We start from the raw sequence: 21272 nt of genomic DNA on the forward strand, positions 1-21272 counted from the left end.
GGTGGGGCCCACCCAGCTCCGGATCGACTGGGCCGGTGCCGGGTTCATCTGCGGGTAGGCGTTCGTCTCACCAGGCCACGGCCGTCTCAGGCGGGCTTGCGGGTTTCGATAAGGATCGGGCGGTGTGGGCGAGGAAGTACTCCACCAGCTCGAAGACGCCGGCCGGCCCCACGTGCTGGGAAAAGGCACGTGCCGATGGGTACGAGGATGCGGGCGATTTCCTCCTGCCAGGCCTTCACGGGATGGCGGCTGGTGACGCGGTCGAACGCACCGTCGGCGAGCGGCAAGGCCGGCTCGTCCTCGGCCATTGCTCCCAGTCGGGCCCCGGTATTCCCCAACAGGCCCTGGTTCGGGGCGAGATCGGTTGCGTCTCCACCATCCCTTCCGCAACACGCCCGTGCTGGCTAGCGTGATCCGATGCAGCGCATCGGGCTCTACTACCCGTACATCCACTTCCGCAGCGAGGAGTGGCTGAAAGCGGCGGCCTTGTACTGGCCGCGCATGGCACGTGTGGTCCCCGACCGGTTCGTCCCGGCCGATGCGGGTGTTGCCCTGGCGCTCAAGGACGGGCTCGACTTCGTCGTCGACGTCTCTCCTCGCGAGGCGATCGAAGCGGTGATTCCGCTGTTCAGAGAGGTGTTCAGCGTCGACTCCCACACCATGTGGCGACGCTATGCGAACAACCTGCGGGAGCGGGCGGTCAAACAGCCGGGAAGAGCGCCCATGATGCGCTACGACGCATATGACGCGGCAACCTACGCCTGGCCGCAGGGAGGCGGCGATCCTGCTCTCGGCCCGGACCTGGTGCCGATGCACTGGGGCGAAGTCGACTACGGCGCGTTGGAGTCCATGGGGCTGATGGTGCCCGGCATCGCCGATAACGTGGACGTCGATGGACGCCAGTCCCGTTGGGCCGCCATGGACCCCACCCTCGCCTGGATCTGGAAGCGCGTGGTCGTCGACGAACTGGCGCGCCGCACCGGCTACCTGCCCGTCACCGACCAGCCCGTCCTGCACCCGTACAGCGGCGACTGGAGCGCAGCGCGGCTGGCGGAGGTTCTCCTGGGAGAAAGTGGCCCCCAGCTCATCAGCCGTTATCGGGCCCACAGCAGTGCCGCTCCCGCAACTCCCGCGACCGTGTTCGGCCAACGGCAGTTCGCCGCCGCTATCGGGCATCTGGTGGTGCGCTGCGTGGTGCCGCGCGGTCTCCAGGACATCCCGGTCGAGAAGATGATCCAGCTGCGCACCCGCCATGCCACGGAGTTCGACGCCTTCGCGGACGCGGTGGCCGCGACGGCTGAGGAGCTGCGTGACGCGCTTGGCTCCGCCGACGATCCCACGGCCGTTGAGGCGTATCTGCGGCTGTTGGTCCAGCAGCGGTTCACGACGCCATTGAAAGACCTCGAAGCGGCGATGAAGGGGCTCAGGATGGAGGCCGGCCATGCCGCGATAGGTTACAAGCTGGAGCTCGGCAGCGCGGCGGCCGCTTCCCTGGGCGGGTTGGCCGCAGGATCGTCCCTGCTCACCGCCGGAGCGGTCGCCTTCGGCGTGACGTCCATACGCCGTCACGTGGTTGACGCCCGCGACGCTCACCTGCGGAACTCCGCGGTCACCTGCCTCCTGCGGATCAAGTACGACCTCGAACCGCAGTCGCTCCTGCGGCGCATCCTGCGCGTCTCGGCCCGGGCTGCGGGCACCGGGATCTGACGCGGCCGGGACCTCGCTCCATGGGTGCCGTCGCAACAGCTCGGCTTGGCCGCTGACGTCGAAACCGAGGGCCACGGTGTGGCCCCGGCGGACCATCGGGCCGGTGGGGTTCGCCCCTCGCCCGTCTCGACGATCTTGGCGCCTTGCGCCCGGAGTCGAACCGAGGGTGATCACGAAGAGGAAGCGCGCGGCCAAGGCGGCGGGTTCATGACGGTCGGTAAGGGGGCTGTGGGCGCATCGGCGGCCGTACTGGCCTCTGTGGCGACCTGCCGGTCACGCCGCTCGATGCCCTTCGTCGGTGTTCTGGCTCCGCGGTGCATCCGTCAGTGATCTGCTGGTCCGGGCCCTCCTTGGGGTAGGGGGTGCCGGCGTTGCGGGGCTGCTCGGTTCCCGGGGCCGTCGGCGATTCGGGGCGGGGGCCTGGGGGGCCATTGCAGGGAGTCCCTGGCAGGGAGTCCGTCATGCGTTCGGCCGAACTTGCTGCGGTAACCCAGAGATCACCTGCTAAGCGGTCTGACCTGCACGGTCATTGGGCTTCGGGCTCTGTCGTGTCCGCGACACGCCGGACGGGTGCGCCGGTCCGGGATGCGCCGGTTGAGGGACGGCCGTGTGCTGATCCCGGGACGCGGTTCCTGCCTTACACGGGGGTGGCTCCGTGGCCGCGTCCAGGGGAGAACAACATGCGTACGTCCTCGATACTCACCGGTGGCGCCCTCGCCCTCGCGACAGGCTTCGGCCTCGCTGGCCCGGCCGCCGCTGCCGGCAGCCCGGCCGCCGCAGCCGCCTCCAACCCGGTCGTGCTCCAGCCCAACCCGGTCGCTCCGGGCGGGCAGTTCTCCGTCTTCGACGGCGGCAACTGCAAGGGCAAGGAGGGCCTGGCCACCTTCAAGACGGGCGTCACCGGCTCCAGCATCCCGACCGTCAAGCTCTCCATGCTCAAGAACGAGGTCGGCGGCGTCGGCACCGTTCCCGCGAGCACCAAGCCCGGCTCCTACGAGGTGTCCGTGGTCTGCGACGACGGCAAGGGCAACGTCGAGGGCCCGTTCACCGGCACCCTCACCGTCTCCGCGGCGCACCCCAAGGGTGCGGTGAAGACCGGCCTCGGCGGCACCCAGGACTCCGGTACGAACCTCGCGGTCGGCATCGGTGCCCTCGGCGCCGCGGCCGTCGGCGGCGTGTGGATGGCGCGCCGCCGGACGGCCTCCGGCCGCGTCTGACCGGTCTGCGGCTCAGGCCGTACGCGTATGACGGTGTCGGATCCGGTGCCCCGAGCCTGGATCCGGCACCGCCGCGGGTCACCGACATCACACGGACCAGTAGGGGGCATACGTGCCGGACGGACGGCGTTGGGGGAACCGGACGATCGGATCCCTGACCGCACTCGCGGCGGCCGTGGGGGTCTGGCTGGTCACCACCGATGACATACCGCAGCCGCCACCCCAGCCGACCCGAGCCCAAGGTCTCCTCGGCACCCAGCACAGGGTGTTCGACCAGTTGCGCGGTGAGTCACGCGGGGAGAGCTCCGCGCCCACCCCGACGTCCGCGCCCCAGCCGGCGGCCATGGCCCCGGCCGAGCCGGAACGCATCCGCGTACCCTCGCTCCGCATCGACGCCCCACTCACGGGCCTCGGCCTGGAGAGCGACGGCAGCCTTCAGGCGCCCGCGCCCGACGACAAGAACCTCGCGGGCTGGTACGCGGGCGGTACGTCACCCGGCGCCGACGGCACGGCCGTCGTCGCCGGCCACGTGGACAACAAACATGGCCCCGCCGTCTTCTACCGACTCGGAGCACTGAAGAAGGGCGAGCGCATAGAAATAGCACGCCGAGACGGAACCACCGCGGTCTTCACCGTCGACGCGATCGAGGTCCACGACCGAGAGGGCTTCCCCGACCAGCAGGTCTACGGCGCCACGGGCCGTCCCGAACTACGGCTCATCACCTGCGGCGGCACGTACACGAAGAAGACTGGCTACCCGGCTAACGTGGTCGTCTACGCCCACCTCACCGACACCCCGGCATCCACGCGCTGAGACCTCAGGGGTCCCGCCGTGTCGGCGGGGGACCTCGGTTGCTCCCGTCGAGGGCCACGGTGTGCGGGGGTATGGATGTACGTGGTCATTCCGTGCGGGCCGGGGTTATCCGAGAAGTTTCACGGTGCCGTTACCGGTCGATGCCTCGAAGAGACCGTCGCGGCCGGCGAAGGAGGCCGTGTAGCCGAGCAGCAGGTCCGTGACGGTACCGACAAGGCCCGCGGTGCTGTCACACGTGGCGACGCTGGGCGCACCACGGGTGTTGTCGTAGTAGTTGACCGACTGAGTGGTGGCCGTGCACAGGACCTTGCCGGACTTGCTCTTGAAGGTGATCGGTACTCCGATCAGTCCGGTCTTCAGGGTCGCCTTGAGGCCGACGACCTTCAGCGGGAGCTTTTGAAGGTGGGCCGGGGCGGCGGTCAGCGTGGTCGCGCCGGTGGGGGCCTGGGAGTGGACCTGGTCAGGCCAGTCGCAGGTCGCGGGCCGGGCGTCCGCGTTGTACAGGAGCCCCCCGGGGCATATGTGGCGGGTGGGCCGGTAGGCGTTGTCGCATACCCAGAACGCGGCCGGGTCGCTGAGGTGCTGGTAGTAGCCTCCCGGCTTCTTGCAGATGCTCTGGTTGGCGGGTGGCGGGACTGTGGCAGTAGCTACGGTCGCGGGGGCCGGCGCGGGCTGGGCCTGGACAGGGGCCGCCATGGTGAGTAGCGCGGCCATGGCGGCCAGCGGTGCGAGGATACGGATGATCTTCATGCGCGTAGTCTCGCGGCTCGGGGCACCCGTGTCCCCGGATGGCCGTTACCCGCCAGTGGCTGGTTCCCTCACCGTCGCGCTTGCTGGCGCACACATGCCGCAACGGTGGCTGAAGTGATGGCGTAGCTGTGCGACGCGCTGGCCATGACGGGCCATCGGGTAGGCGTCCGAAGCGGCATCGACGCAGCAGTCGGGGCCACCGGTGAGCTGGAGCTCGCCCTGCAGTCCGAGCGGAGCCGGACTGCGCAGTCGCTTCGATGGCTCCGGGGTGGCGCCCAAGCCGCCAAGAGGACTACGGCCATGATGTATGCCCGCCTGCGCCTGGACGACGGCAGACCGGTCGCTGTCAGTCGACGACTGGACGGCGTTCCGGCCGGTCCCGAGCAGCAAACCAGCGTCGTGATTCCGCACGCAGCGCCCACAGTGCACACAACTCAAACCACGAACCCAGGATCGGAAAGGCTCTGACCTGCGGTTTTCTTCCACCTGTTTTGGTTGGATCTGTTTCTGACGACGCACCACGTGGAGTGCGTGGCGATCCTGGAGCGGGTCGTGAAGGACGCCTGACCTGCGGGTTCGTGGCGTTCGCCGTCAGCTCGACCTGTTCCCGCTCGTCCCCTTCCCCGGTTCGTCAGGGGAGGGGGGTCGGGAGAGCCGGCGTAGCGTGTGTCCAGGTCGCGTCGAACTGGCGCAGGGCGGCGGTGTACAGAATGCCAGGCGCCCGGGCGTACAGGCACGGAGAGTTTCTGCCGTGGGCTGACGCACTGTAGAACGTGAGGTAGGCGGCACGGTCTGTCGCGATCACGCGGCAGTTGTTGGGCAGGTTGAAGGTGCGCAGCTCGATGCCCTCCCTCGTATGCGTCACCCGGGCCAGGTAGTCGATGTTCGTTCGGACCTGGCTTCTGAGCAGACCCCGCGTGAAGCCTGGGTCGAACCGGGATACTTCCTGAGAGCGCCGATCGAGCCACGAGTCCTCTTGGGTATCGGGGTCGGGCAACAGGATCTGGACGGACTGCGGGGACGGCTCCGCCGACCACACGGGTGAGAAGACCTCACGGGTGAGTACGTTGCCTCGGCCCGCCAGGACCTTGACCCAGCGGGCTTGCCGCAGGTCGCGGGCGAGGTCCTGTTCAGCGGAGGACTGGTGGCGGTAGACGCGCCCCAGCTTGGTCCCCGTGTACCGGGAGCAGGCGGCGATCAGCCACCACATGGGACGGGCGCCGCGGAGCAAGCCAAGGGCCAGGAGGATCGCGCTGGCCGCCAGAGAGCCGAGGATCCCTAACAGGAAATCGGTCATGTGGAGTCCTCTTCAGGTGTCGGGTCGGAGTGCGGCCGGGCATCGATCGCGTCAGCAGAGGAAGGGCAGCAGGAGCCGCAGGACGTGGGCGGCGTTGCGGGCCGCGAGTTCGTGGTGTGCGTGTCCCTTCTCTTCGTCGGCGTTGTCGGAAACACCACGGATGACGATCCAGCCGGGGTTCGACTCGTCGTGGACGGAATTCTCCTGCCAGTACTGGCTCAAGCCGCCCGCTTCCATGTCCACCGCCAGTACCTTCTCGTTGTAGTGCGCGAGGTATCGGCGGATGTCGCTGTCGCGGTCGGCGACGACTGCTTCGCCGGAGCCGATCAGCCCCGGATACACCTCGTATTCCTGTGAGGATTGCGAGGCGAGCTGACCGTGGATACGGGCGGGGGTGCCGTGCTCGGTGAAGAACGCGTTCACGGCGTGCACCACCTGGGCCGGAGCCTGCCGGTGTTCGCCACGCCTGCGGACATCGCCGAGCGGATTGATCTTGCGGTTCTCGTAGTAGACGACCTCGGTCGAGACGATGACGTTCCCGATGCGAGCGTGTTCGTCGTGAATTCCCCCGCCCACGCCGACGAGAGCCCATAGCCGGGGCGCGTAGTGGCGTCGTAGGTTCTCCAAAGCGGCCATGGTCGACCGCTGTCCCTGACTCTGCGTCTGAGTGGCGACGATGCGGACGGTTGAGTTCGGAGTGGCTTGTTCTCCGCGGTAGAAGTAGAGGCCTCCTGGCTCCCTGTGCCGTTCGAGTTTCAACTCGTCGCACAGTGAGCGGAGTTCCTCGCTGAGGATGGTGACGATTCCGACGTCCCACGTGCTCTGATCCGTTGGTGCCGCGGAGCCGGCGACTGGTGCGCCGTCTCGTTCTGCGGGAGGCGTTGCGATGACTCGGGCGTGGCTGCCCACGGCGTTGTTGCTGATGGTGTTGCCGTTGCCGTAGGAGCTGATACCTCGGTTGGTGTTCACGGAGTTCCTCCGTCGCTGGGGTTGTCGGTCCCCGTGGCAGGGTCCGCCGGGACGCCGACTTGGGCCGCATCGCCCACGGCGTTGTTGCTGATGGTGTTGTTGTCGCCGAAGTTGAAGATCCCACTATTGATGATCTTGAGTGCTCGATTGTTGAACTCCGACGCGTCCACGTCCTTGGTCAGCAGGAAGTCGCCCGCCGCCCGGAGCAGACGTTGTTCGATCGTCTTCATCCGGCCGAGGATGTCGGTCTTCTCCAATTGCACCTTCGACCATGCCTGGGCCGATTGCTCCCGGATGCTCACGCGACTGCCGATGAGGACGTTGGGTATCGGTGTGGAGGTGAGATCCGGGGGGAGGAAGGTGACCTTGATCAGGGCGCGGAGATATCGGATGATCCGCCACGAGCTCTGGACTTGCCGGGGGAGGGTGGACAATTCACGGAAGGCGGCCCATATGACCGCGACGAGGCCGTGTTGGCCGAACTCGGCTGTCCGTTGGAAGGATCTCGGCGTGTGCGCGAGCACGCACGCCGCCGTGGAGATGATGAGGGTCCGCCCCCGTATGCTGACGTGGAGCAGGACGGTCGCGACGTACTCCGCGCCCTCCAGTGGTGTCGTGACCTCGAGGAAATGATGACCCCTCGATCCTGGCGTGTTGATGATCTCCCGCAGATCCGCGTCCGTGAGCTTCAGCGGTAATAGGGAGCGATTGGTTGCCACGTCGGTCTCGGACACATAGACGCGGTCCCTGACTTGGGCGGGCAGGCGGACATCGTGGCTGTCGGTGTTCAGTAGACGGACCGCGTCGCGCAGGTGCTCGACGAGCTCGTGGGCCTGGAACGGGGGTACGAGGTACTCCCGTTCGTGCAGTGGGGCGTCATCGTCATCAACAGGACGCAGGAGTTGGACGCTCATCGGCGGGTTCCACTGATAGACGATCTCTCCGGCACCAATGAACGGCGACTCCTTGCCGAAGAGGGTGAACACGTTCAGGTCGTCGTCGGCCGCTTCCTTGTCCTGGCTGTGGCGGGGGCGGCGATACACGGCGTGCACGTCCCTCTGCTGAACGTCGACCACCCGCTGCCGGGGGGACAGGTGGGCGGGGCGCAGGGTCGGTGCTCGAAGGATCCGGTTGAGCTGCAGCTGACGTATCGCTCCGATGGCGAGGCAGATGAGCACGATGCTCGCCCCCACGCGAAGGGCTGTGGTGGCGTGATGGGGGTGGGCGAGTCCGATCGCGAGACCGGCCGTCACCACGCCGAGCGCGATGCCTCCGATGCGTTGCAGCGCCCGTGACTTCTCCGACTTTCTTCGCGGGAGGATCCGTTGGAGGCGGCGCCGATGGCGAAACTGCCGCTCCTGGGTGCGTCGTACGGACTTTCGATCGGTTTGGGGCTCGCGGTCGCCCCGATGTATGAGCAGGGCCAGGCGGAGCAGACACAGGAGGGAGAGGCCGCATGCGACGAGAACGCTCGCAGGCAGGGCGTCCGCGTAGGCCGGCGCGATCACGGATGTCAGCAGCGTGACGCGCAGGGCGGCCGTCAGGGTGGCGGCCCGCCATGCATGACGCATGACCGGGACGATGTCGAAGCCGTAGGACGGGGCGACCCTTCGGTGCGGGGAGGCACAGACCTTGTCGATCACGAGGTCGCGGAAGTCTTCGTCCACGTAAGTGCCCGCACATAAGTGGCGTGTCGCAGCCGTGAGTTCTTCGGCGGAATCCTCCGCGGGTGGTACGGGGGGAGTGGCCATGCCCTGCCCTCGCCTCCTGGGGGTTAAGGTCTGTGTGACCATAAGTGGCGAGAGTGTTCAAGTCAATGTGACCTTTAGGGGTTCTCGTGGATGACTGGCTGAAAGACTCCGATGAGGTGGAGGCCTCGTGGGTGACGGTGGACCTGGCGATCTTCACGCTGCAAGGCGCCCGCCTGATGGTGCTACTGATCGATCGGGGGCTGGAGCCCTTCGTCGGCCAGCCTGCGCTCCCTGGCGGGTATGTCCAGAAGGGCGAGACCCTGCGGGAAGGGGCGCTGCGGGAGTTGTGGGAGGAAGCCGGCATCGACGGTGGGCTGTTGCACCTGGAGCAGTTGGGTGCCTACGGCGATCCCGGGCGGGATCCGAGGGGGCGAGTGGTCACCGTCGCATACCTGGCGCTGGGGCCCAACCTGCCCGTGCCTGTGGGCGGCACGGACGCGGAACGCGCCTACTGGGCACCGGTGGATGAACTCGACCAGGCCAGGATGAGGCTGGCATTCGATCACTCCGCGATCCTTGCCGAGGCTTTGGAGGAGGTCCGCCGCAAACTCGAATACACCTCTGTCGCGACGGCCTTCTGTGCCTCGGAGTTCACTCTCAGCGAGTTGCGCACGGTCTATGAAGTGGTCTGGGGGCAGCCGTTGGACCCGAGCAATTTTCGGCGCAAGGTGCTGAGGACCACAGGATTCGTGGAACCCACGGGCGAACAGAGGATGCCCTCGACAGGCCGCCCGGCCGCGCTGTACCGCAGAGGGATTGCATGGGTGTTGAGCCCACCCCTCCTGCGTGCCGGCGGGCAGCCTGCCTAGTTGGCCGAATTTGGAGGTCTCGGGATCGAAGCAGGGACGCGGGGCCGCGTCAGGCCAAGGTGAGGGGGAGGGTGGAGAGGCCTCGGGTGAGGCGGGTTTGGCGCCAGGTCAGGGAATTTGCGGGGGTGGTCAGGCGGGTGTTCGGGTAGCGGGTCAGTAGGGTGCGGAGGGTGATTTCGGCCTCGGCGCGGGCCAGGGGGGCGCCCGGGCAGCGGTGGATGCCGTGGCCGAAGGAGAGGTGGGCCGTGGCTTCGCGGTCGAGGTTCAGGGCGTTCGGGTCGGGGAAGGCTGCCGGGTCGCGGTTGGCGGCGCCGGGGGAGATCAGGACCGGGTGGCCCGCCGGGATGTCGGTGCCGCCGATGCGCAGGTCCTGCGTGCTGTAGCGGAAGGTGGCCACGCTCACCGGGGAGTCGAAGCGGAGCAGTTCGTCCAGGGCGCCGGGGATGAGGGAGGGGTCGCGGCGCAGGCGGTCGAAGGACTCGGGGTGGCGGAGCAGGGCCAGGACGGCGTTGCCGATGAAGTGGGTGGTGGTCTCGTGCCCGGCGACCAGGAGGAGGGCGGCCAGGGAGATGGTCTCGTCGCGGGTGAGGCCGTCTTCGTCGCAGTCGTGGAGGAGGGTGTGGAGCGGGCCGTTGGTGGGGGTCGTGCGGGCCGTGTCGATCAGGTGGGTGAGGTAGTCGCCGATGTGGTGTGACGCGGCATCGACGCGGGTGGTGTCGGTCGCGTCGAACAGGTCGTGGGAGTGGGCGGCGAGGGTGGCGCGGTCGGGTGCAGGGACGCCGAGCAGTTCGCAGACGACGGTGACCGGCAGGGGGACCGCAAGGTCCGCCACCAGGTCGATGTCCGTGCCGGGTCGCCACGTGGACGTGAGGTCGTCCACGACCTGAGTGATGAACGGGCGGAGTTCGCGGACGCGGGCTGTTGTGAACAGCCTTGTTGCCAACCGGCGTTGGCGGGTGTGCTCGGGTGGGTCGCTCGCCAGCATGTTGCGGGAGATCGCCGGGTGCAGGTCGCGGTTCGAGGGCCGGTCGGCGAAGAAGCGGGCCGTGTCCTTGGACAGGCGGGGGTCGGTGAACGCCTCGCGGGCCTCGGAGTGGCCGGTGACCAGGTACGCGTGGTGTCCGCCGGAGCCGGTGGGGACGCGCTGGACCGGGCAGCCTTCGCGCAGCCGGTCGTACGTGGGGTAGGGGTCGGCGAAGAAGCGCGGGTCGCGCAGGGGGTCCTGCCGCGGGGCGGTCATGAGGCCGCGCCCGCGTGCTCGGGGGCCGGCTGGAGTGCGTAGGCCGCGGCAACCAGCAGCAGCCAGGCCGTCTCCGCCGGGAGGTCGCCCTTGCGGGAGCGGGTGCCGGCGGCGGGCGGGGCCTCGTCGCCGTCGACGGGGAGTCCGGCGCGCTTCGCGCTGACGGCCGCGGCGATGACGGCCGCCTCCACCTCGGCTTCGCCGGCGGGGGTGTCGGCCGTGCCCCGGCGGGCGACTTCGGCGGCCGCGGCGTCGCGTACCGATGTCTGACGGTACCGGCGCAGGGCCAGCACGCAGTCGTTGATCTCGATGACCCGGCGGTGCAGGTGGAAGTCGAGGTCGTGGGTGTCGGCTCCGGTGCTGTCCGGGTCGAGCACGACCTCGGGGACCGCGGAGGTGACCTCGCGCCACAGGGGTTCCAGCGCGGTGAACGAGTTCCGTTCCCAGCGGCGGCGGCGCAGTTGGCTGAGCGGCCACAGCAGGGCGGGGAGGGTGAGTCCGACGGTGATGAGGAGGACGGCGACGGCCGGTGCGGTCACGCTGAAGGTGCAGCGGAAGGGGGTCAGCGGGCTCGAGCACCGGGCGTTGTCGGGCACGAGCCCGAGGCCGAGGCCGATGGAGACCAGGGCGAAGAGCTTGTACGCGGCGTAGACGAGGGCGAAGCCGCAGCCGATCGAGGTCGTGCGCAGGCCCCAGCACTGACTGCGGCGGGTCGAGCGCTTGGACTGGGCCCAGGTCTGCAGCAGGAAGTCCTTGGCCGTGTATCCCAGGTAGGAGATGTAGATGAGCACGTAGCACGCGTACAACACCGGGTTGCGTCCGGTGAGTTGTTCGGCGGTGAAGAAGGCGGTCATGCCGGCGACGGAGATCGCGAGGGCGATGACGCGCAGCCGGATCTGCCGGCGGGCCCGTTCGCGGTCCAGATTGAGCTGGAAGAGGAAGGCGAGGACCGAGGTGGCCGCCGTCAGGGTGAAGGCGTTGCTGAGGAGCCGGGCGACGTGGGGGACCACTGATTCGACCGCGTGCTCCACGGCGGGGGCGTACGAGGCGAAGGCGAGGGCGAACGAGGTCAGGAGCGCCGCCATCGCCCAACTGCCCGTGGGGCGGTGTCCGCCGCGTCCGCGTACCCAGTAGGCGGCGAAGCACAGCAGCACGACGGCCATGCCCGTGAAGAGGATGTTGATCATTTCCGGTGGCGCTTCTTCCTGTGTGGCTTGGCGAACAACGCGTCCCAGCTCTCGGCGCCGCTGGCGGGCCGGCTCGACGGGCCTTCGCGTCCCCGGTACATGAGTTGTCGGATCACGCTGGCCATCACCTCGGCCTCGCGTTCGTCCTCGCTGGTGTAGCTGGTCCGGCCCGACATGCGCTGGACGAGGGTGGGGTCGAACCCGATCGCGCGCAGGGTGTCCTGGTCCAGCTCCAGGCTGCCGGGGTGGTCGCAGATGATGTGGCTGATCTCGTGGGCGAGGATGTGGTTCTGGTGGAGGGGGGAGGTGGCCTCTTCGTAGAACAACAGGTCGGCGTCCGGGGTCTCCAGGCGGATGCCGCACGGTGCGTCCACGGCGCCCAGGGTGCTCAGGGGGCGCAGGACGATGGGGCGTCCGCGCTGTTCGGCCACGGCGTCGCGGAGGTCGCGGGTGCTGAAGCGGTGCGGGAGTTGAAGTGCCTCGACGCGCGCCTCACACGTGGCGCGAAGCTGCTCAAGGTCCATGTCCTCACTCTGGTGACGCCGGGCGGGGGTGGTCGGCCGGGGCGGACCTCTCCCCGGAAGCCTGCTACGCGCGCCCCAATGCTGACATGTTCGCGACTCCGATCCGAGGGCGGGGTGTTGTTGCGGCAGGGTCGTACGGCCGGTCGTGCGGCGGGGACGCCGGGCCGGTGCCGGGGAACGCTCGATACCCCCTGCCGGTGAGCCGGGGCAGGGGGTGTGGTGTCGGGGAGGGGGGCGGGTGACCGCCGCCCGGTGGGCGGTTCAGTCGTCCAGGTTGAGGTCCTGCGCGGGGCCGTCGGTGGTGAGCCCTTCGAGTTTCCGGGCCTGTTCGATGACGGTGGACAGCATCTTCAGGCTGTCGACGCTCAGGCCGTTGGCGCGCAGGGCCACCTTGCGGACGTCCTGGTCGCGCATGGCGGCGAGGAGGCCGATCTCGGCCTTGGTGCGTTCGGCTGCCGCGCTGTCGACGAAGTAGCCCGCGGGGACGCCGAAGAAGTCGGCCAGGGCCTTGATGGTGTGGCGCGTCGGGTTCCGCTTGGCGCCGGTGCGCAGTTGCTGGATGGCGCTCGCCGTCACCCCGCGTCCTTCTCCGGTCGCGGCCTTGCGGATGCCCTCGGCTACCTCCGCGTAGGTGTACGGCCCGCGGGAAGGGGGGTGCACCTCGCGGAAGAGGTGGTCCAGGAGTTGGGCGAAGGTGGGCGCCTGGTCATGCGCCTGGTCATCCTCCACGTACACAACCTCCTTGGCGTGATGCCGAGTCTTTGCCCACCACAGTGTTTCTCGAAGCCCGTCGGGCCGGCCCCGGCAACACTTTGGTTGACGCCGGGCAGTCACTCTGGTGTACGTTACCAATGCTTCGTCGCCACTGGAGTGTCGAGGGTGTGGTGGTGGCGGGATCGAACGGGTCGGGTTGAGCTTCACGGGGGTGAGCTCGACCGGCGGCCGTAGTGCCGTGGCCGCGTCGGACGGGTTCGCCCCGGCCGGCGCGGCTTCCTTCGTCCTACGAGGCGTGGTGCGGCCCTGCGCAGGCCCGCGGGGGTGGCGTCGCCCTGCGCGGAGCGGCCGGGATCAGGCGCTGGTGCCGGCCCGCCCCGTACGGCGGGAGCGCAGCAGCTCCAGACCGACGGGGACGAGGGACAGGGCGACGATCACGGCGATGATCGGCAGGAGGTAGCGGTCGACGTTCGGTACGGACGCGCCGAGCGCGTAGCCGGCCAGGACCAGGCCGACGGTCCACAGGAGGCCGCCCAGGACCTGCCAGAGGGCGAAGGTGCGGGCCGGTACGTTCAGGATCCCGGCGAGGGGGTTCAGTACCGTCCGCACGATGGGCAGGAAGCGCGCCAGGACGATCGCCTTCGCGTACCCGTAGCGCTCCAGGATCTCCGCCGCCCGCTCGGCGCCCTCGCTGATCTTGCGCGACTTCGTCCGGGTCAGGAACGCGGGCCCGGCCTTGCGGCCCAGGAGGTAGCCCGTCTGCGCGCCGGCCAGGGCGCCGGTCGCGGCGGCGAGCAGGACCCAGGGCAGTGACAGGTGCCCGGGGGAGGCGGCCGAGCCCGCGCACAGCAGTCCGGCGGTGAACAGCAGCGAGTCCCCTGGCAGGAAGAACCCGAGGAGCAGGCCGGTCTCGGCGAACAGGATGACCGCGATGCCGAACGTTCCGAACGCGGCGAGCAGGGACTGGGCGTCGAGCAGGTTCACGGCGAGGTGCACCGGCGGCGCTGCGGCGAGCTGAGTGAGGAACATCCGTACGGTCCCATCGATAATGGTGGCGGGGGGTGGGGCTCACCGCTGGGTGGGGCTCACCGCTGTGGGCAAGAGGGTGCCGGACCGCCTCGGGGGTGCGGTCCGCCCACCCGGTGTCTACAGGACAGTAGTCCGTCTACCCCACTGTAGACGACCTGTGCGAGAGGGAGGTTTCATGACCGACAGCGCGAGCGAACGCCGTCCGGCCGGCGAGCTGGAGGCCAGCGTCCTGGCGGCGCTGTGGGCCGCGGGGAAACCGCAGTCGGCGGCGCAGGTCAGGGAGGCGATACCGCAGTCGCTGGCACGGACCACGGTGGCGACGCTGCTCGCCCGGCTGCACGAGAAGGGCGCCATCGACCGCAATCCGGGCGGGCGGGGCTTCCTGTACTTCCCGGTGGAGGACGCGCACGGTCTCACCGCGCGCCGGATGCACCGCGAGCTCGACCAGGACGGCGACCGCAGTGTCGTGCTGGCCCGGTTCGTCGAAGGGCTCAGCTCCGACGACGAGGCGGAGCTCAGGCGGCTGCTGGAGGGAAGCGGGCAATGATCGCGCTGCTGATCGTCCCCCTCCTGCTGCCCTGGCTCCTGCCGCCGCTCGCGCGGCGCACGGCCCGCCGGGTGCGGCCCGGGGTCGCGTTGTGGACGATCACCACCGCCACCGGAGCGCTGGGCCGTCTCTTCCGGATCTTGCCGGGTCCGCGCCGCCCGGCACCGCACCTCGCCGCGCTGCCGGGTCACCCGAGTACGTCCAGTACGAGGGTGACCCGGCAGCGCGGCGAGGCACGGCACCGGACGACGCGGACCTGACCGGCAAGATCCGGAAGAGACGACCCAGTCCTCGGGGTCGTGGCCTGCCTGGGCGTCCTGCTGCTGCCCCTCGCTCTGGCCATCGGGCCCGTGGCCGCCCTCGTACACCTGATCCGGCCGCTCCAGGCCGGTCCGGCGCTGCTGGCGCTGGGCGTCTCCGCGCTGTCCGCCGGGGTCTTCGCGGTCATCGGCGTCACCGTGGCCCGGCGCGGACTGTCCGAGGCCAGGCGGCTGCGCACCGCCCACGGAGACGTCGCCCACCTGCCGGCCGTCGGAGGGCTGTGCGTACTGCGCGACGCGCGCCCGGACGCCTACGCCCTTCCCGGTGGGCTGCGGGGCGGGGGCCGGATCGTGGTGACCTCCGGCATGTTGAGCTCGCTGGAGCCGCGCGAACGGGAAGCCCTCCTGGCCCACGAACGCGCGCACCTCGCCGCGCGCCACCACCTCTTCCTCGCCGTTGCCCAGCTCGCCGGCTGGTGCCATCCGGCGCTGGCCGCCGTCGTCCCGCAGGTGTCCTTCGCCGCCGAACGCGCGGCCGACGAGTCCGCCGCCCGCGCCACCGGCAGCCGGACGCTCACCGCGCACGCCGTGGGGCGGGCGGCGCTGGCCGTCACCCGCGGCGGCGCACGGCCCGCGGGATCCGCGCTCGCGCCGGGGGCCGTGACCGGGCCGGTCCCCGCCCGCGTGAAGGCCCTGCTGACCCAGGCGCCCGCCCGGCGCATCGCTCCCGCACTGCTGGCCATGGCCCTGCTGTGCTCGGCGGCCGGTGCGTCCTCCCTCGCCGGAGCGGTCCGGCTGCACCGCGGGGTGGAGATCGCCCAGGGCGAGCACCCGGCCGACTGACGTCCGGCCTGCCCCGCCCTCGGCTTCCAGCAGGACCCGACCGTGCTCCAAGTGACCGTCCGGAGCCTGTACCTGGCACCGGTCACGGCCGTCTTCCCGGCCCCCGCACGCACCGGGCAGGGGGGAGCGGCGGTGTACGAGCAGCAGAGGAACCGGACTTCGGATGCGGACGACAGTGCTGCCCGGGCCGACCGGGTGGTGGAGCTGCTCGGCGCGCGGGACGAGGTCGAGCTCGCGTTGAAGGCTTCCCTGGGCGGACTGCCGCGCGAGCGTGACGAGACGCTGGCGCGGATGGCCGAGGTCCTCCAGGCCACGGCGCAGGGCCTCGCCCTGGACGCCGCCGCGGTATGGGCGGACATGCCGGAGCGGGTGCTGCGGAACTGGCTGGCGAAGGACCCGGCCTTCGCGGCCGCCCTGCGATCCGCCGAGGCCCTGGCCGGGGCCCACGGGCTCGCCGCCGGCCCCGCCACCACGCCCACGCCCGCGATGGTCCGGGTCGCGGTACTGGCGCTCAGCCGGGGAGCGACATGGCCGCAGGCCGTGGCCGTGGCGGGTTTCCCCGTCCGGGGCTTCCGCCGGCTGTCGCAGACCCACCCGGTCCTGGCCGCCCTGGTGGAGGCGGCGCGGCGGGCGCGGCCCCGGAAGCCGAAGAACTTCGTACCGGCCGGCTACCGGCCGCGACGCCCCGGACAGGCGCCGCCGGGTCCGCGCGCCTTCCGCCTCGTACGGCGCGAGGACCAGGTCCTGCCGTAGGCCGTCTCTCGCGGACCTGACCGACAAGATCCGAAAGAGACGGCCTGGGCCGAACCGCTGTCCGACTGCCGTCAGGCGGTGAGGACTCCGGCTCCGAGGAGGCCGAAGAGCAGGAGGCCCACGACGATGCGGTAGATGACGAAGGCGTTGAAGGAGTGCTTCGCGACGAACTTGAGGAGCCAGGCGATCGAGGCGTAGGCGACGGCGAAGGAGACCAGCGTGCCGACGACCAGGGGGAGGGCGTCCACTCCGGCGCCCACCGCGTCCTTGAGCTCGTACAGGCCCGCGCCGGTCAGGGCCGGGATGCCGAGGAAGAAGGAGAGGCGGGTGGCGGCGACCCGCTCGAGGTCGAGGAGGAGGCCGGTTGCCATGGTGGCTCCGGAGCGGGAGAAGCCGGGGAAGAGGAGGGCGAGGATCTGCGAACAGCCCACCAGCATCGCGTCCTTGAAGGTGGTGTCGTCCTCGCCGCGCTTGTGGCGGCCGATCTGGTCGGCGGCCCACATGAGGCCGCTGCCGACGATGAGGGAGCCGGCCACCACCCACAGGGAGGCCAGGGTGCTCTCGATGAGCGGTTTGGCGGCGAGCCCGACGACCACGATGGGGATGGTGGCGTAGATGACCCACCAGGCGAACTTGTAGTCGTGGTGGTACCGCTCCTCGCGGTTGACCAGGCCGCGCCCCCACGCGCTCACGATCCGCACGATGTCCTTGAAGAAGTACACCAGCACCGCGGCGATGGCTCCGACCTGGATGACGGCGGTGAAGGCGACGACGGCCTTGTCGTCCACCGGGATGCCCATCAGGCCTTCGGTGATCTTCAGGTGGCCGGTGGAGGAGACCGGCAGGAATTCGGTGACCCCTTCGACGACGCCGAGGATCGCCGCCTGTCCGATGCCGATGGTGCTCAAGTGGTCCGTCCCTGGGGTTGGTTCGGTGGTGTGGAGATGGGTCGGCGTCCGCGCCCGCGGCGAACTCGGGGATCCCCGTGGTCTACATGGATGTAGACCACGGGGGTGACTGTAGAGGACGGGCGCGGAGCGGCCAACACCGGGCGGGTGGCCAGGGGTGTGGGAGGGGTCAGCTGTGCGGGGCCAGGCGGCGCAGCAGGGCGTGGACCGTCGTCTCGTCGAGGACGGACGCGGTGCCGGGGACCAACTGGGCCAGCAGTGCGGCGAATCGGTTGTCCGGCTGCCGGAGGAAGGGCTCGCCGCCCTCCCACAGCGCCGTACGGATCCGCTCCGCCGTGAGCTGCCCGTCGCCCGCCGACGCGGCGGCGAGGTGGCAGGCGAGGCGCCGGTCCAGGTGGGTCGGCGTCCAGCGGCCCGCGGCCAGGTCGTCGGACAGGGCCAGGGCCAGGCTGCCGGTGGAGGCGGAGGCGACGGGTCCGGTGAGGTCGGTGGGCTCGGTGGCGGTGGTGCGGTCGGTGTGGGTCGTCATGGGGTGGCGCCGTGGCCTTCCTCGAGCGCCGGGCCGTGGCGGCGGCTCGGCGGATGGTGTGGGGCGGGGAGTCCCCGCCGGGAACGCGAAGTGGGCGCGTGCTCCGCCGTTGCCGGCCGGAACACGCGCCCACGGCACCGGAGGCGGTGCGGATCGTCGCGGCGGGGGTGTGCGCGACGTCCGCTCCCGGGGGCCCGCCCTCGGTGCGAGGGCGGGGCCGGGACCGCGCTTCGGTGGTCAGGGGGTGGGATCAGCTCGCGGGCGCGGTCCGGCGGCCGGTGGCGGCGCGCAGGATCACGGCGAGAGCCACCAGGACGATGCCGAACCAGACGACGCTCGTCACGCCCACGTGGTCGGCGAACAGGCCGCCGATGAGGGCGCCCAGGGCGATGCAGGTGTTGTAGGCCATGGTGTTGAGCGACATCGCGGCCTCGAAGGTGTCGGGGGCCGCCGAGAGCGTCATGTTGATCTGGCTGAGCTGGACGACGCCGAAGGCGATGCCCCACAGGGCCATGGCGACGATCACGCCGATGTCGTTCGTGCCGATGGTCAGCAGCATGACGAGTGCGGCGATCATGATCAGGCCGCCCACGATGAAGCTGCCCCGCAGGCTCTTGTTGACGCTCTGGCCGCCGATGAAGTTGCCGATCGCGCCGCCGATGCCGAAGACGATGAGCACGACGGTGATGAAGCCGACGGTGGCGGACGCGCTGTCCTCGAGGTAGGGCCGCACGAACGTGTAGGCGCCGAAGTGGCCGAGGACGAAGAAGACGACCATGACCAGGACCACGCGCAGCGGCACGTTCTTGACGGGCAGTCCGAAGACCTCGCGGACCGAGACCGCGTTGGCCGAAGGCAGCGAGGGGATCGTGAAGGCGACCGCGAGGAACACCAGGGCGCTGAGGCCGGCCCAGATCAGGAAGGTGGTGCGCCAGTCGCTGACGCTCTCCAGCAGGGTGCCGAGCGGGATGCCGACGACGGTGGCGATCGAGATTCCGGACATCACGACGGCGGCGGCCCGGTTGGCCTGCTTCTCGGGGACGATGCGCATGGCCATGCTGACGCCGATGGCCCAGAAGACGCCGCTGGCGAAGCCCATGATCAGGCGGGTGCCCAGGATCAGCGGGTAGTTGGGGGCGATGGAGGTGATCAGGTTGCCGATGGCCAGGACGGCCAGGAGTGCGGTCAGCAGCCGGCGCCGGTTGACGCGCCGGGTCCAGGCCACGATGAACGGCACGCCGAGACCGGCCGCGACGCCCTGTGCCGTGACCATGAGGCCGGCCGAGCCCACGGAGACCTTGAGGCTCTCGCTGAGCGGGGTGAGCAGGCCGATCGGCATCAGTTCGGTGGTGAGGAAGACGAACAGACTGGCGGTGATGGCGGCCACACCCAGCCATCCCCGGGCCGGGGACAGCTGGTTCTGTGGCGTGACGGGGACGTTTGTCTCTTCTTGAATAGTCATGTCATCTCTCCGGATGTGGTCAGGCGTGGGGTGGTGCGCCCGCCGTTATCCGCTGTGTTCCTGTTCCAGAGCGGGTTGGTCGGGGAGGTGCGGGACGGTGGTCAGGGGTGGAGTCGACGGGGTCTTCCCGGACTTCGGTCGGGGAGGCCGCGGCTGGCCGAGCACGACCGCCAGGAAGATGACCGCCATGCCGAGGATCTGGAGGGCGGACAGCGTCTGGTCCTTGACGAGGTAGCCCAGCAGGGTCGCCACGACCGGGCTGCCCAGCGCGAGGAAGGAGACCGCTACGGCCGGCAGGCGTTCGATGCCCCGGAACCAGACGATGTAGCTCAGGACCGCGCCGAGGGTGATGAGGTAGGCGAACCCGATGACGTTGGAGCCGGTGAGGGTGTCGGGAAGGTCTTCCAGCGACAGCCAGAACGGCAGCAGGACCAGACCGCCCGCCGTGAGCTGCCACCCGGTGAAGGTGAGCAGGCCGACGCCCTCCGGCCGGCCCCACCGTTTGGTCAGCGTGATGCCCGAGGCCATGCACAGCGCCCCGCCCACCGCGGCGAGGACTCCGACGGTGTCGAGCGACGCCGCGCCCTTGAAGACGAGCAGGACCACGCCTGCGATGCCCATGACGCAGGCCAGGGCGTGGACGGGTCTGATCCTCTCGCCGAGGAGCAGGGCGGCGAGGATGACGACGAACATGGGCTGGGCCGACAGGATGACGCCGGCGATGCCGCCCGGCAGCCGGTAGGCCGCGACGAAGAGCAGGAAGTTGAAGGCGCCGATGTTCAGAACGCCCAGCACCAGCGCGCGCCACCACCAGATGCCGACGGGAAGCTTCCGGCCGAGGGCCAGCAGGAACAGGCCGCCGGGCAGGGCCCGCATGGTGGTCGCCAGGAGCGGCCGGTCCGGGGGCAGCAGTTCGGTGGTGACCAGGTAGGTGCTGCCCCAGACCGCCGGAGACAGGCCGGTCAGGGCCGCAGTGAGTACGTTCTGTCTGTTCTTCATCCTGCCTCGAATCTCGCGGGGATCACCGTGGCTCCCGATGTCCGGCCGTCCGTCTGTCCGGTCGTCCGTCTGTTTGTCCGGCCGGACGGCGCAGTCGGCTCAGTCGGCTCAGTCGAAGATCGGGTCGCGGTCGCGGCCGCGCTTCAGCTCGAAGAAGCCGTCTATGGCCGCCACGGCCAGCACGCTGTCCCAGAGCGTTCCGGCCGCCTCGGCGCGGGGGGCGGGGGTGAGCACGGGGCCGAAGAAGGCCAGGGGCTTCCCCTCCGGGCCGGGCACGTGGATCACGGGGGTGCCGACCTCCGAGCCGACCGGGTCCATCCCCTCGTGGTGCTCGGCCCGCAGCGGCTCGTCCCAGGAGGTGTCCTCCGCGGCCTCGATGAGGTCGGCGGGCAGACCCGCCTCCGCCAGGGCGGCGCGGATCATGTCGTGGCCGAGCCCGGCCTCCTCGTGGTGGATCAGACGGCCCATGGCGTTGTAGAGGGGCCGCAGCACCTCGTTGCCGTGCCGCTCCTGGGCCGCGATGCACACGCGCACGCAGGCCCAGCCGTCGATCATGCCCTGGCGGTACTTCTCCGGGACCTCGCGGCCCTCGTTGAGGACCGACAGGCTCATGATGTGGAAACGGGTTTCCAGCGGCCTGACCTGCTCCACCTCCAGCATCCAGCGTGAGGTGATCCACGCCCAGGGGCAGCGGGGGTCCACCCAGATGTCGGCGATGGTCGTCTCGGAACGCGATGGCGTGGTGCTCATTGAGGTCGCTCGTCCTTTCGGTGCCACGGGCGCGAGGACGCGCGCAGACGTGCCTCGGCGCGGTGCGCCCAGGTGCGGGTGGTGGGGAGGGGCCGCGCAGGAGTGGCTTCGGGGCGTGCCGGAGGGGCCCCCGATCGAGGGCCCGCCCGGCGCGGTCGGCCCGAGGGCGTTCCCGCGGCGTGCGGTCGTCACCAGTGTCGGCCCGCGGGTATC

Annotated in this window: 22 protein-coding genes and 1 pseudogene; 8 read left to right on the top strand and 15 right to left on the bottom strand. The window is 70.0% G+C overall.

Going from position 1 to position 21272, the window contains the following annotated elements:
- Positions 1-130: 130 nt before the first annotated feature.
- A pseudogene (locus tag OHU74_RS27530) lies at positions 131-305 on the bottom strand (SAM-dependent methyltransferase); the annotation flags it as partial.
- Between the two features lie 112 nt (positions 306-417).
- Here OHU74_RS27530 and OHU74_RS27535 point away from each other — a divergent pair.
- From OHU74_RS27535 to OHU74_RS27545, 3 genes are all read left to right on the top strand, one after another.
- Positions 418-1707, top strand: coding sequence for a DUF6236 family protein (locus OHU74_RS27535; protein WP_371618332.1), 1290 nt, complete (start codon positions 418-420; stop codon positions 1705-1707).
- Positions 1708-2387: 680 nt separating this feature from the next.
- Positions 2388-2924, top strand: a complete 537-nt coding sequence (locus OHU74_RS27540) for a hypothetical protein (protein ID WP_371618333.1) — start codon at positions 2388-2390, stop codon at positions 2922-2924.
- Positions 2925-3036: 112 nt separating this feature from the next.
- Complete coding sequence (locus OHU74_RS27545; RefSeq protein ID WP_371618334.1) at positions 3037-3738, top strand: class F sortase; 702 nt, start codon at positions 3037-3039, stop codon at positions 3736-3738.
- A 105-nt stretch (positions 3739-3843) separates the two neighbouring features.
- Here OHU74_RS27545 and OHU74_RS27550 read toward each other — a convergent pair whose 3' ends face one another.
- From OHU74_RS27550 to OHU74_RS27565, 4 genes are all read right to left on the bottom strand, one after another.
- Entirely contained in the window at positions 3844-4488 is a 645-nt protein-coding gene (locus OHU74_RS27550; RefSeq protein WP_371618335.1) for a chitin binding peritrophin-A domain-containing protein, read from the bottom strand.
- Between the two features lie 631 nt (positions 4489-5119).
- Complete coding sequence (locus OHU74_RS27555; RefSeq protein WP_371618336.1) at positions 5120-5785, bottom strand: hypothetical protein; 666 nt, start codon at positions 5783-5785, stop codon at positions 5120-5122.
- Between the two features lie 51 nt (positions 5786-5836).
- Positions 5837-6754, bottom strand: coding sequence for a hypothetical protein (locus OHU74_RS27560; protein WP_371618337.1), 918 nt, complete (start codon positions 6752-6754; stop codon positions 5837-5839).
- Positions 6751-8421 (bottom strand): hypothetical protein, encoded by a 1671-nt coding sequence (locus tag OHU74_RS27565; protein WP_371618338.1) that lies wholly within the window; start codon positions 8419-8421, stop codon positions 6751-6753. The genes OHU74_RS27560 and OHU74_RS27565 overlap by 4 nt, the downstream gene beginning before the upstream one ends.
- 170 nt (positions 8422-8591) lie before the next feature.
- Between OHU74_RS27565 and OHU74_RS27570 the strand changes: the two genes are divergently transcribed.
- Positions 8592-9314 carry an NUDIX domain-containing protein gene (locus OHU74_RS27570; RefSeq protein WP_371618339.1) on the top strand — a complete coding sequence of 241 codons (723 nt, stop codon included), beginning with the start codon at positions 8592-8594 and terminating at the stop codon, positions 9312-9314.
- Positions 9315-9363: 49 nt separating this feature from the next.
- Here the strand turns inward: OHU74_RS27570 and OHU74_RS27575 are convergent, their stop codons facing one another.
- The 5 genes from OHU74_RS27575 to OHU74_RS27595 form a co-directional block, all read right to left on the bottom strand.
- Entirely contained in the window at positions 9364-10554 is a 1191-nt protein-coding gene (locus tag OHU74_RS27575; protein WP_371618340.1) for a cytochrome P450, read from the bottom strand.
- On the bottom strand, positions 10551-11741 hold the full coding sequence (locus tag OHU74_RS27580) for an MAB_1171c family putative transporter (RefSeq protein WP_371618341.1): 1191 nt from the start codon (positions 11739-11741) through the stop codon (positions 10551-10553). Before OHU74_RS27580 ends, OHU74_RS27575 begins: the two co-directional genes overlap by 4 nt.
- Positions 11738-12265 carry a regulator component gene (locus OHU74_RS27585; RefSeq protein ID WP_371618342.1) on the bottom strand — a complete coding sequence of 176 codons (528 nt, stop codon included), beginning with the start codon at positions 12263-12265 and terminating at the stop codon, positions 11738-11740. Before OHU74_RS27585 ends, OHU74_RS27580 begins: the two co-directional genes overlap by 4 nt.
- Before the next feature lie 261 nt (positions 12266-12526).
- On the bottom strand, positions 12527-13000 hold the full coding sequence (locus OHU74_RS27590; RefSeq protein WP_371618343.1) for a helix-turn-helix domain-containing protein: 474 nt from the start codon (positions 12998-13000) through the stop codon (positions 12527-12529).
- Positions 13001-13333: 333 nt separating this feature from the next.
- Positions 13334-14008, bottom strand: a complete 675-nt coding sequence (locus tag OHU74_RS27595) for a DedA family protein (protein ID WP_371618344.1) — start codon at positions 14006-14008, stop codon at positions 13334-13336.
- Between the two features lie 175 nt (positions 14009-14183).
- Here OHU74_RS27595 and OHU74_RS27600 point away from each other — a divergent pair, with 175 nt between their 5' ends.
- From OHU74_RS27600 to OHU74_RS27615, 4 genes are read left to right on the top strand one after another with little or no spacing between them, the layout of a single operon-like run.
- Positions 14184-14555 (top strand): BlaI/MecI/CopY family transcriptional regulator, encoded by a 372-nt coding sequence (locus tag OHU74_RS27600; protein ID WP_371618345.1) that lies wholly within the window; start codon positions 14184-14186, stop codon positions 14553-14555.
- Entirely contained in the window at positions 14552-14815 is a 264-nt protein-coding gene (locus tag OHU74_RS27605; RefSeq protein ID WP_371618346.1) for a hypothetical protein, read from the top strand. Before OHU74_RS27600 ends, OHU74_RS27605 begins: the two co-directional genes overlap by 4 nt.
- 39 nt (positions 14816-14854) lie before the next feature.
- Positions 14855-15658: a M56 family metallopeptidase gene (locus tag OHU74_RS27610; RefSeq protein WP_371618347.1), complete on the top strand. Its 804-nt coding sequence runs from the start codon at positions 14855-14857 to the stop codon at positions 15656-15658.
- A 51-nt stretch (positions 15659-15709) separates the two neighbouring features.
- On the top strand, positions 15710-16411 hold the full coding sequence (locus tag OHU74_RS27615) for a hypothetical protein (RefSeq protein ID WP_371618348.1): 702 nt from the start codon (positions 15710-15712) through the stop codon (positions 16409-16411).
- A gap of 71 nt (positions 16412-16482) precedes the next feature.
- On the opposite strand, the gene OHU74_RS27620 is transcribed toward OHU74_RS27615, so the two are convergent.
- The 5 genes from OHU74_RS27620 to OHU74_RS27640 all read right to left on the bottom strand — a co-directional run bounded on the left by OHU74_RS27620 (position 16483) and on the right by OHU74_RS27640 (position 21059).
- Positions 16483-17319 carry an undecaprenyl-diphosphate phosphatase gene (locus tag OHU74_RS27620; RefSeq protein ID WP_371618349.1) on the bottom strand — a complete coding sequence of 279 codons (837 nt, stop codon included), beginning with the start codon at positions 17317-17319 and terminating at the stop codon, positions 16483-16485.
- Between the two features lie 169 nt (positions 17320-17488).
- Positions 17489-17848, bottom strand: coding sequence for a hypothetical protein (locus OHU74_RS27625; protein ID WP_371618350.1), 360 nt, complete (start codon positions 17846-17848; stop codon positions 17489-17491).
- A 250-nt stretch (positions 17849-18098) separates the two neighbouring features.
- On the bottom strand, positions 18099-19310 hold the full coding sequence (locus OHU74_RS27630; protein ID WP_371618351.1) for an MFS transporter: 1212 nt from the start codon (positions 19308-19310) through the stop codon (positions 18099-18101).
- A 45-nt stretch (positions 19311-19355) separates the two neighbouring features.
- Positions 19356-20309: an EamA family transporter gene (locus OHU74_RS27635; RefSeq protein WP_371618352.1), complete on the bottom strand. Its 954-nt coding sequence runs from the start codon at positions 20307-20309 to the stop codon at positions 19356-19358.
- Between the two features lie 108 nt (positions 20310-20417).
- Entirely contained in the window at positions 20418-21059 is a 642-nt protein-coding gene (locus OHU74_RS27640; RefSeq protein WP_371618353.1) for a disulfide bond formation protein DsbA, read from the bottom strand.
- Between the last annotated feature and the right edge of the window lie 213 nt (positions 21060-21272).

This window comes from Streptomyces sp. NBC_00454 (assembly GCF_041434015.1).
Taxonomy (GTDB): Bacteria; Actinomycetota; Actinomycetes; order Streptomycetales; family Streptomycetaceae; genus Streptomyces.

Bases quoted from the DNA above. Each gene is read 5' to 3' on its own strand.
- OHU74_RS27535 (WP_371618332.1), top strand. From the start codon at position 418: ATGCAGCGCATCGGGCTCTACTACCCGTACATCCACTTCCGCAGCGAG.
- OHU74_RS27540 (WP_371618333.1), top strand. From the start codon at position 2,388: ATGCGTACGTCCTCGATACTCACCGGTGGCGCCCTCGCCCTCGCGACA.
- OHU74_RS27550 (WP_371618335.1), bottom strand. From the start codon at position 4,488: ATGAAGATCATCCGTATCCTCGCACCGCTGGCCGCCATGGCCGCGCTA.
- OHU74_RS27555 (WP_371618336.1), bottom strand. From the start codon at position 5,785: ATGACCGATTTCCTGTTAGGGATCCTCGGCTCTCTGGCGGCCAGCGCG.
- OHU74_RS27575 (WP_371618340.1), bottom strand. From the start codon at position 10,554: ATGACCGCCCCGCGGCAGGACCCCCTGCGCGACCCGCGCTTCTTCGCC.
- OHU74_RS27580 (WP_371618341.1), bottom strand. From the start codon at position 11,741: ATGATCAACATCCTCTTCACGGGCATGGCCGTCGTGCTGCTGTGCTTC.
- OHU74_RS27585 (WP_371618342.1), bottom strand. From the start codon at position 12,265: ATGGACCTTGAGCAGCTTCGCGCCACGTGTGAGGCGCGCGTCGAGGCA.
- OHU74_RS27595 (WP_371618344.1), bottom strand. From the start codon at position 14,008: ATGTTCCTCACTCAGCTCGCCGCAGCGCCGCCGGTGCACCTCGCCGTG.
- OHU74_RS27600 (WP_371618345.1), top strand. From the start codon at position 14,184: ATGACCGACAGCGCGAGCGAACGCCGTCCGGCCGGCGAGCTGGAGGCC.
- OHU74_RS27605 (WP_371618346.1), top strand. From the start codon at position 14,552: ATGATCGCGCTGCTGATCGTCCCCCTCCTGCTGCCCTGGCTCCTGCCG.
- OHU74_RS27625 (WP_371618350.1), bottom strand. From the start codon at position 17,848: ATGACGACCCACACCGACCGCACCACCGCCACCGAGCCCACCGACCTC.
- OHU74_RS27630 (WP_371618351.1), bottom strand. From the start codon at position 19,310: ATGACTATTCAAGAAGAGACAAACGTCCCCGTCACGCCACAGAACCAG.
- OHU74_RS27635 (WP_371618352.1), bottom strand. From the start codon at position 20,309: ATGAAGAACAGACAGAACGTACTCACTGCGGCCCTGACCGGCCTGTCT.
- OHU74_RS27640 (WP_371618353.1), bottom strand. From the start codon at position 21,059: ATGAGCACCACGCCATCGCGTTCCGAGACGACCATCGCCGACATCTGG.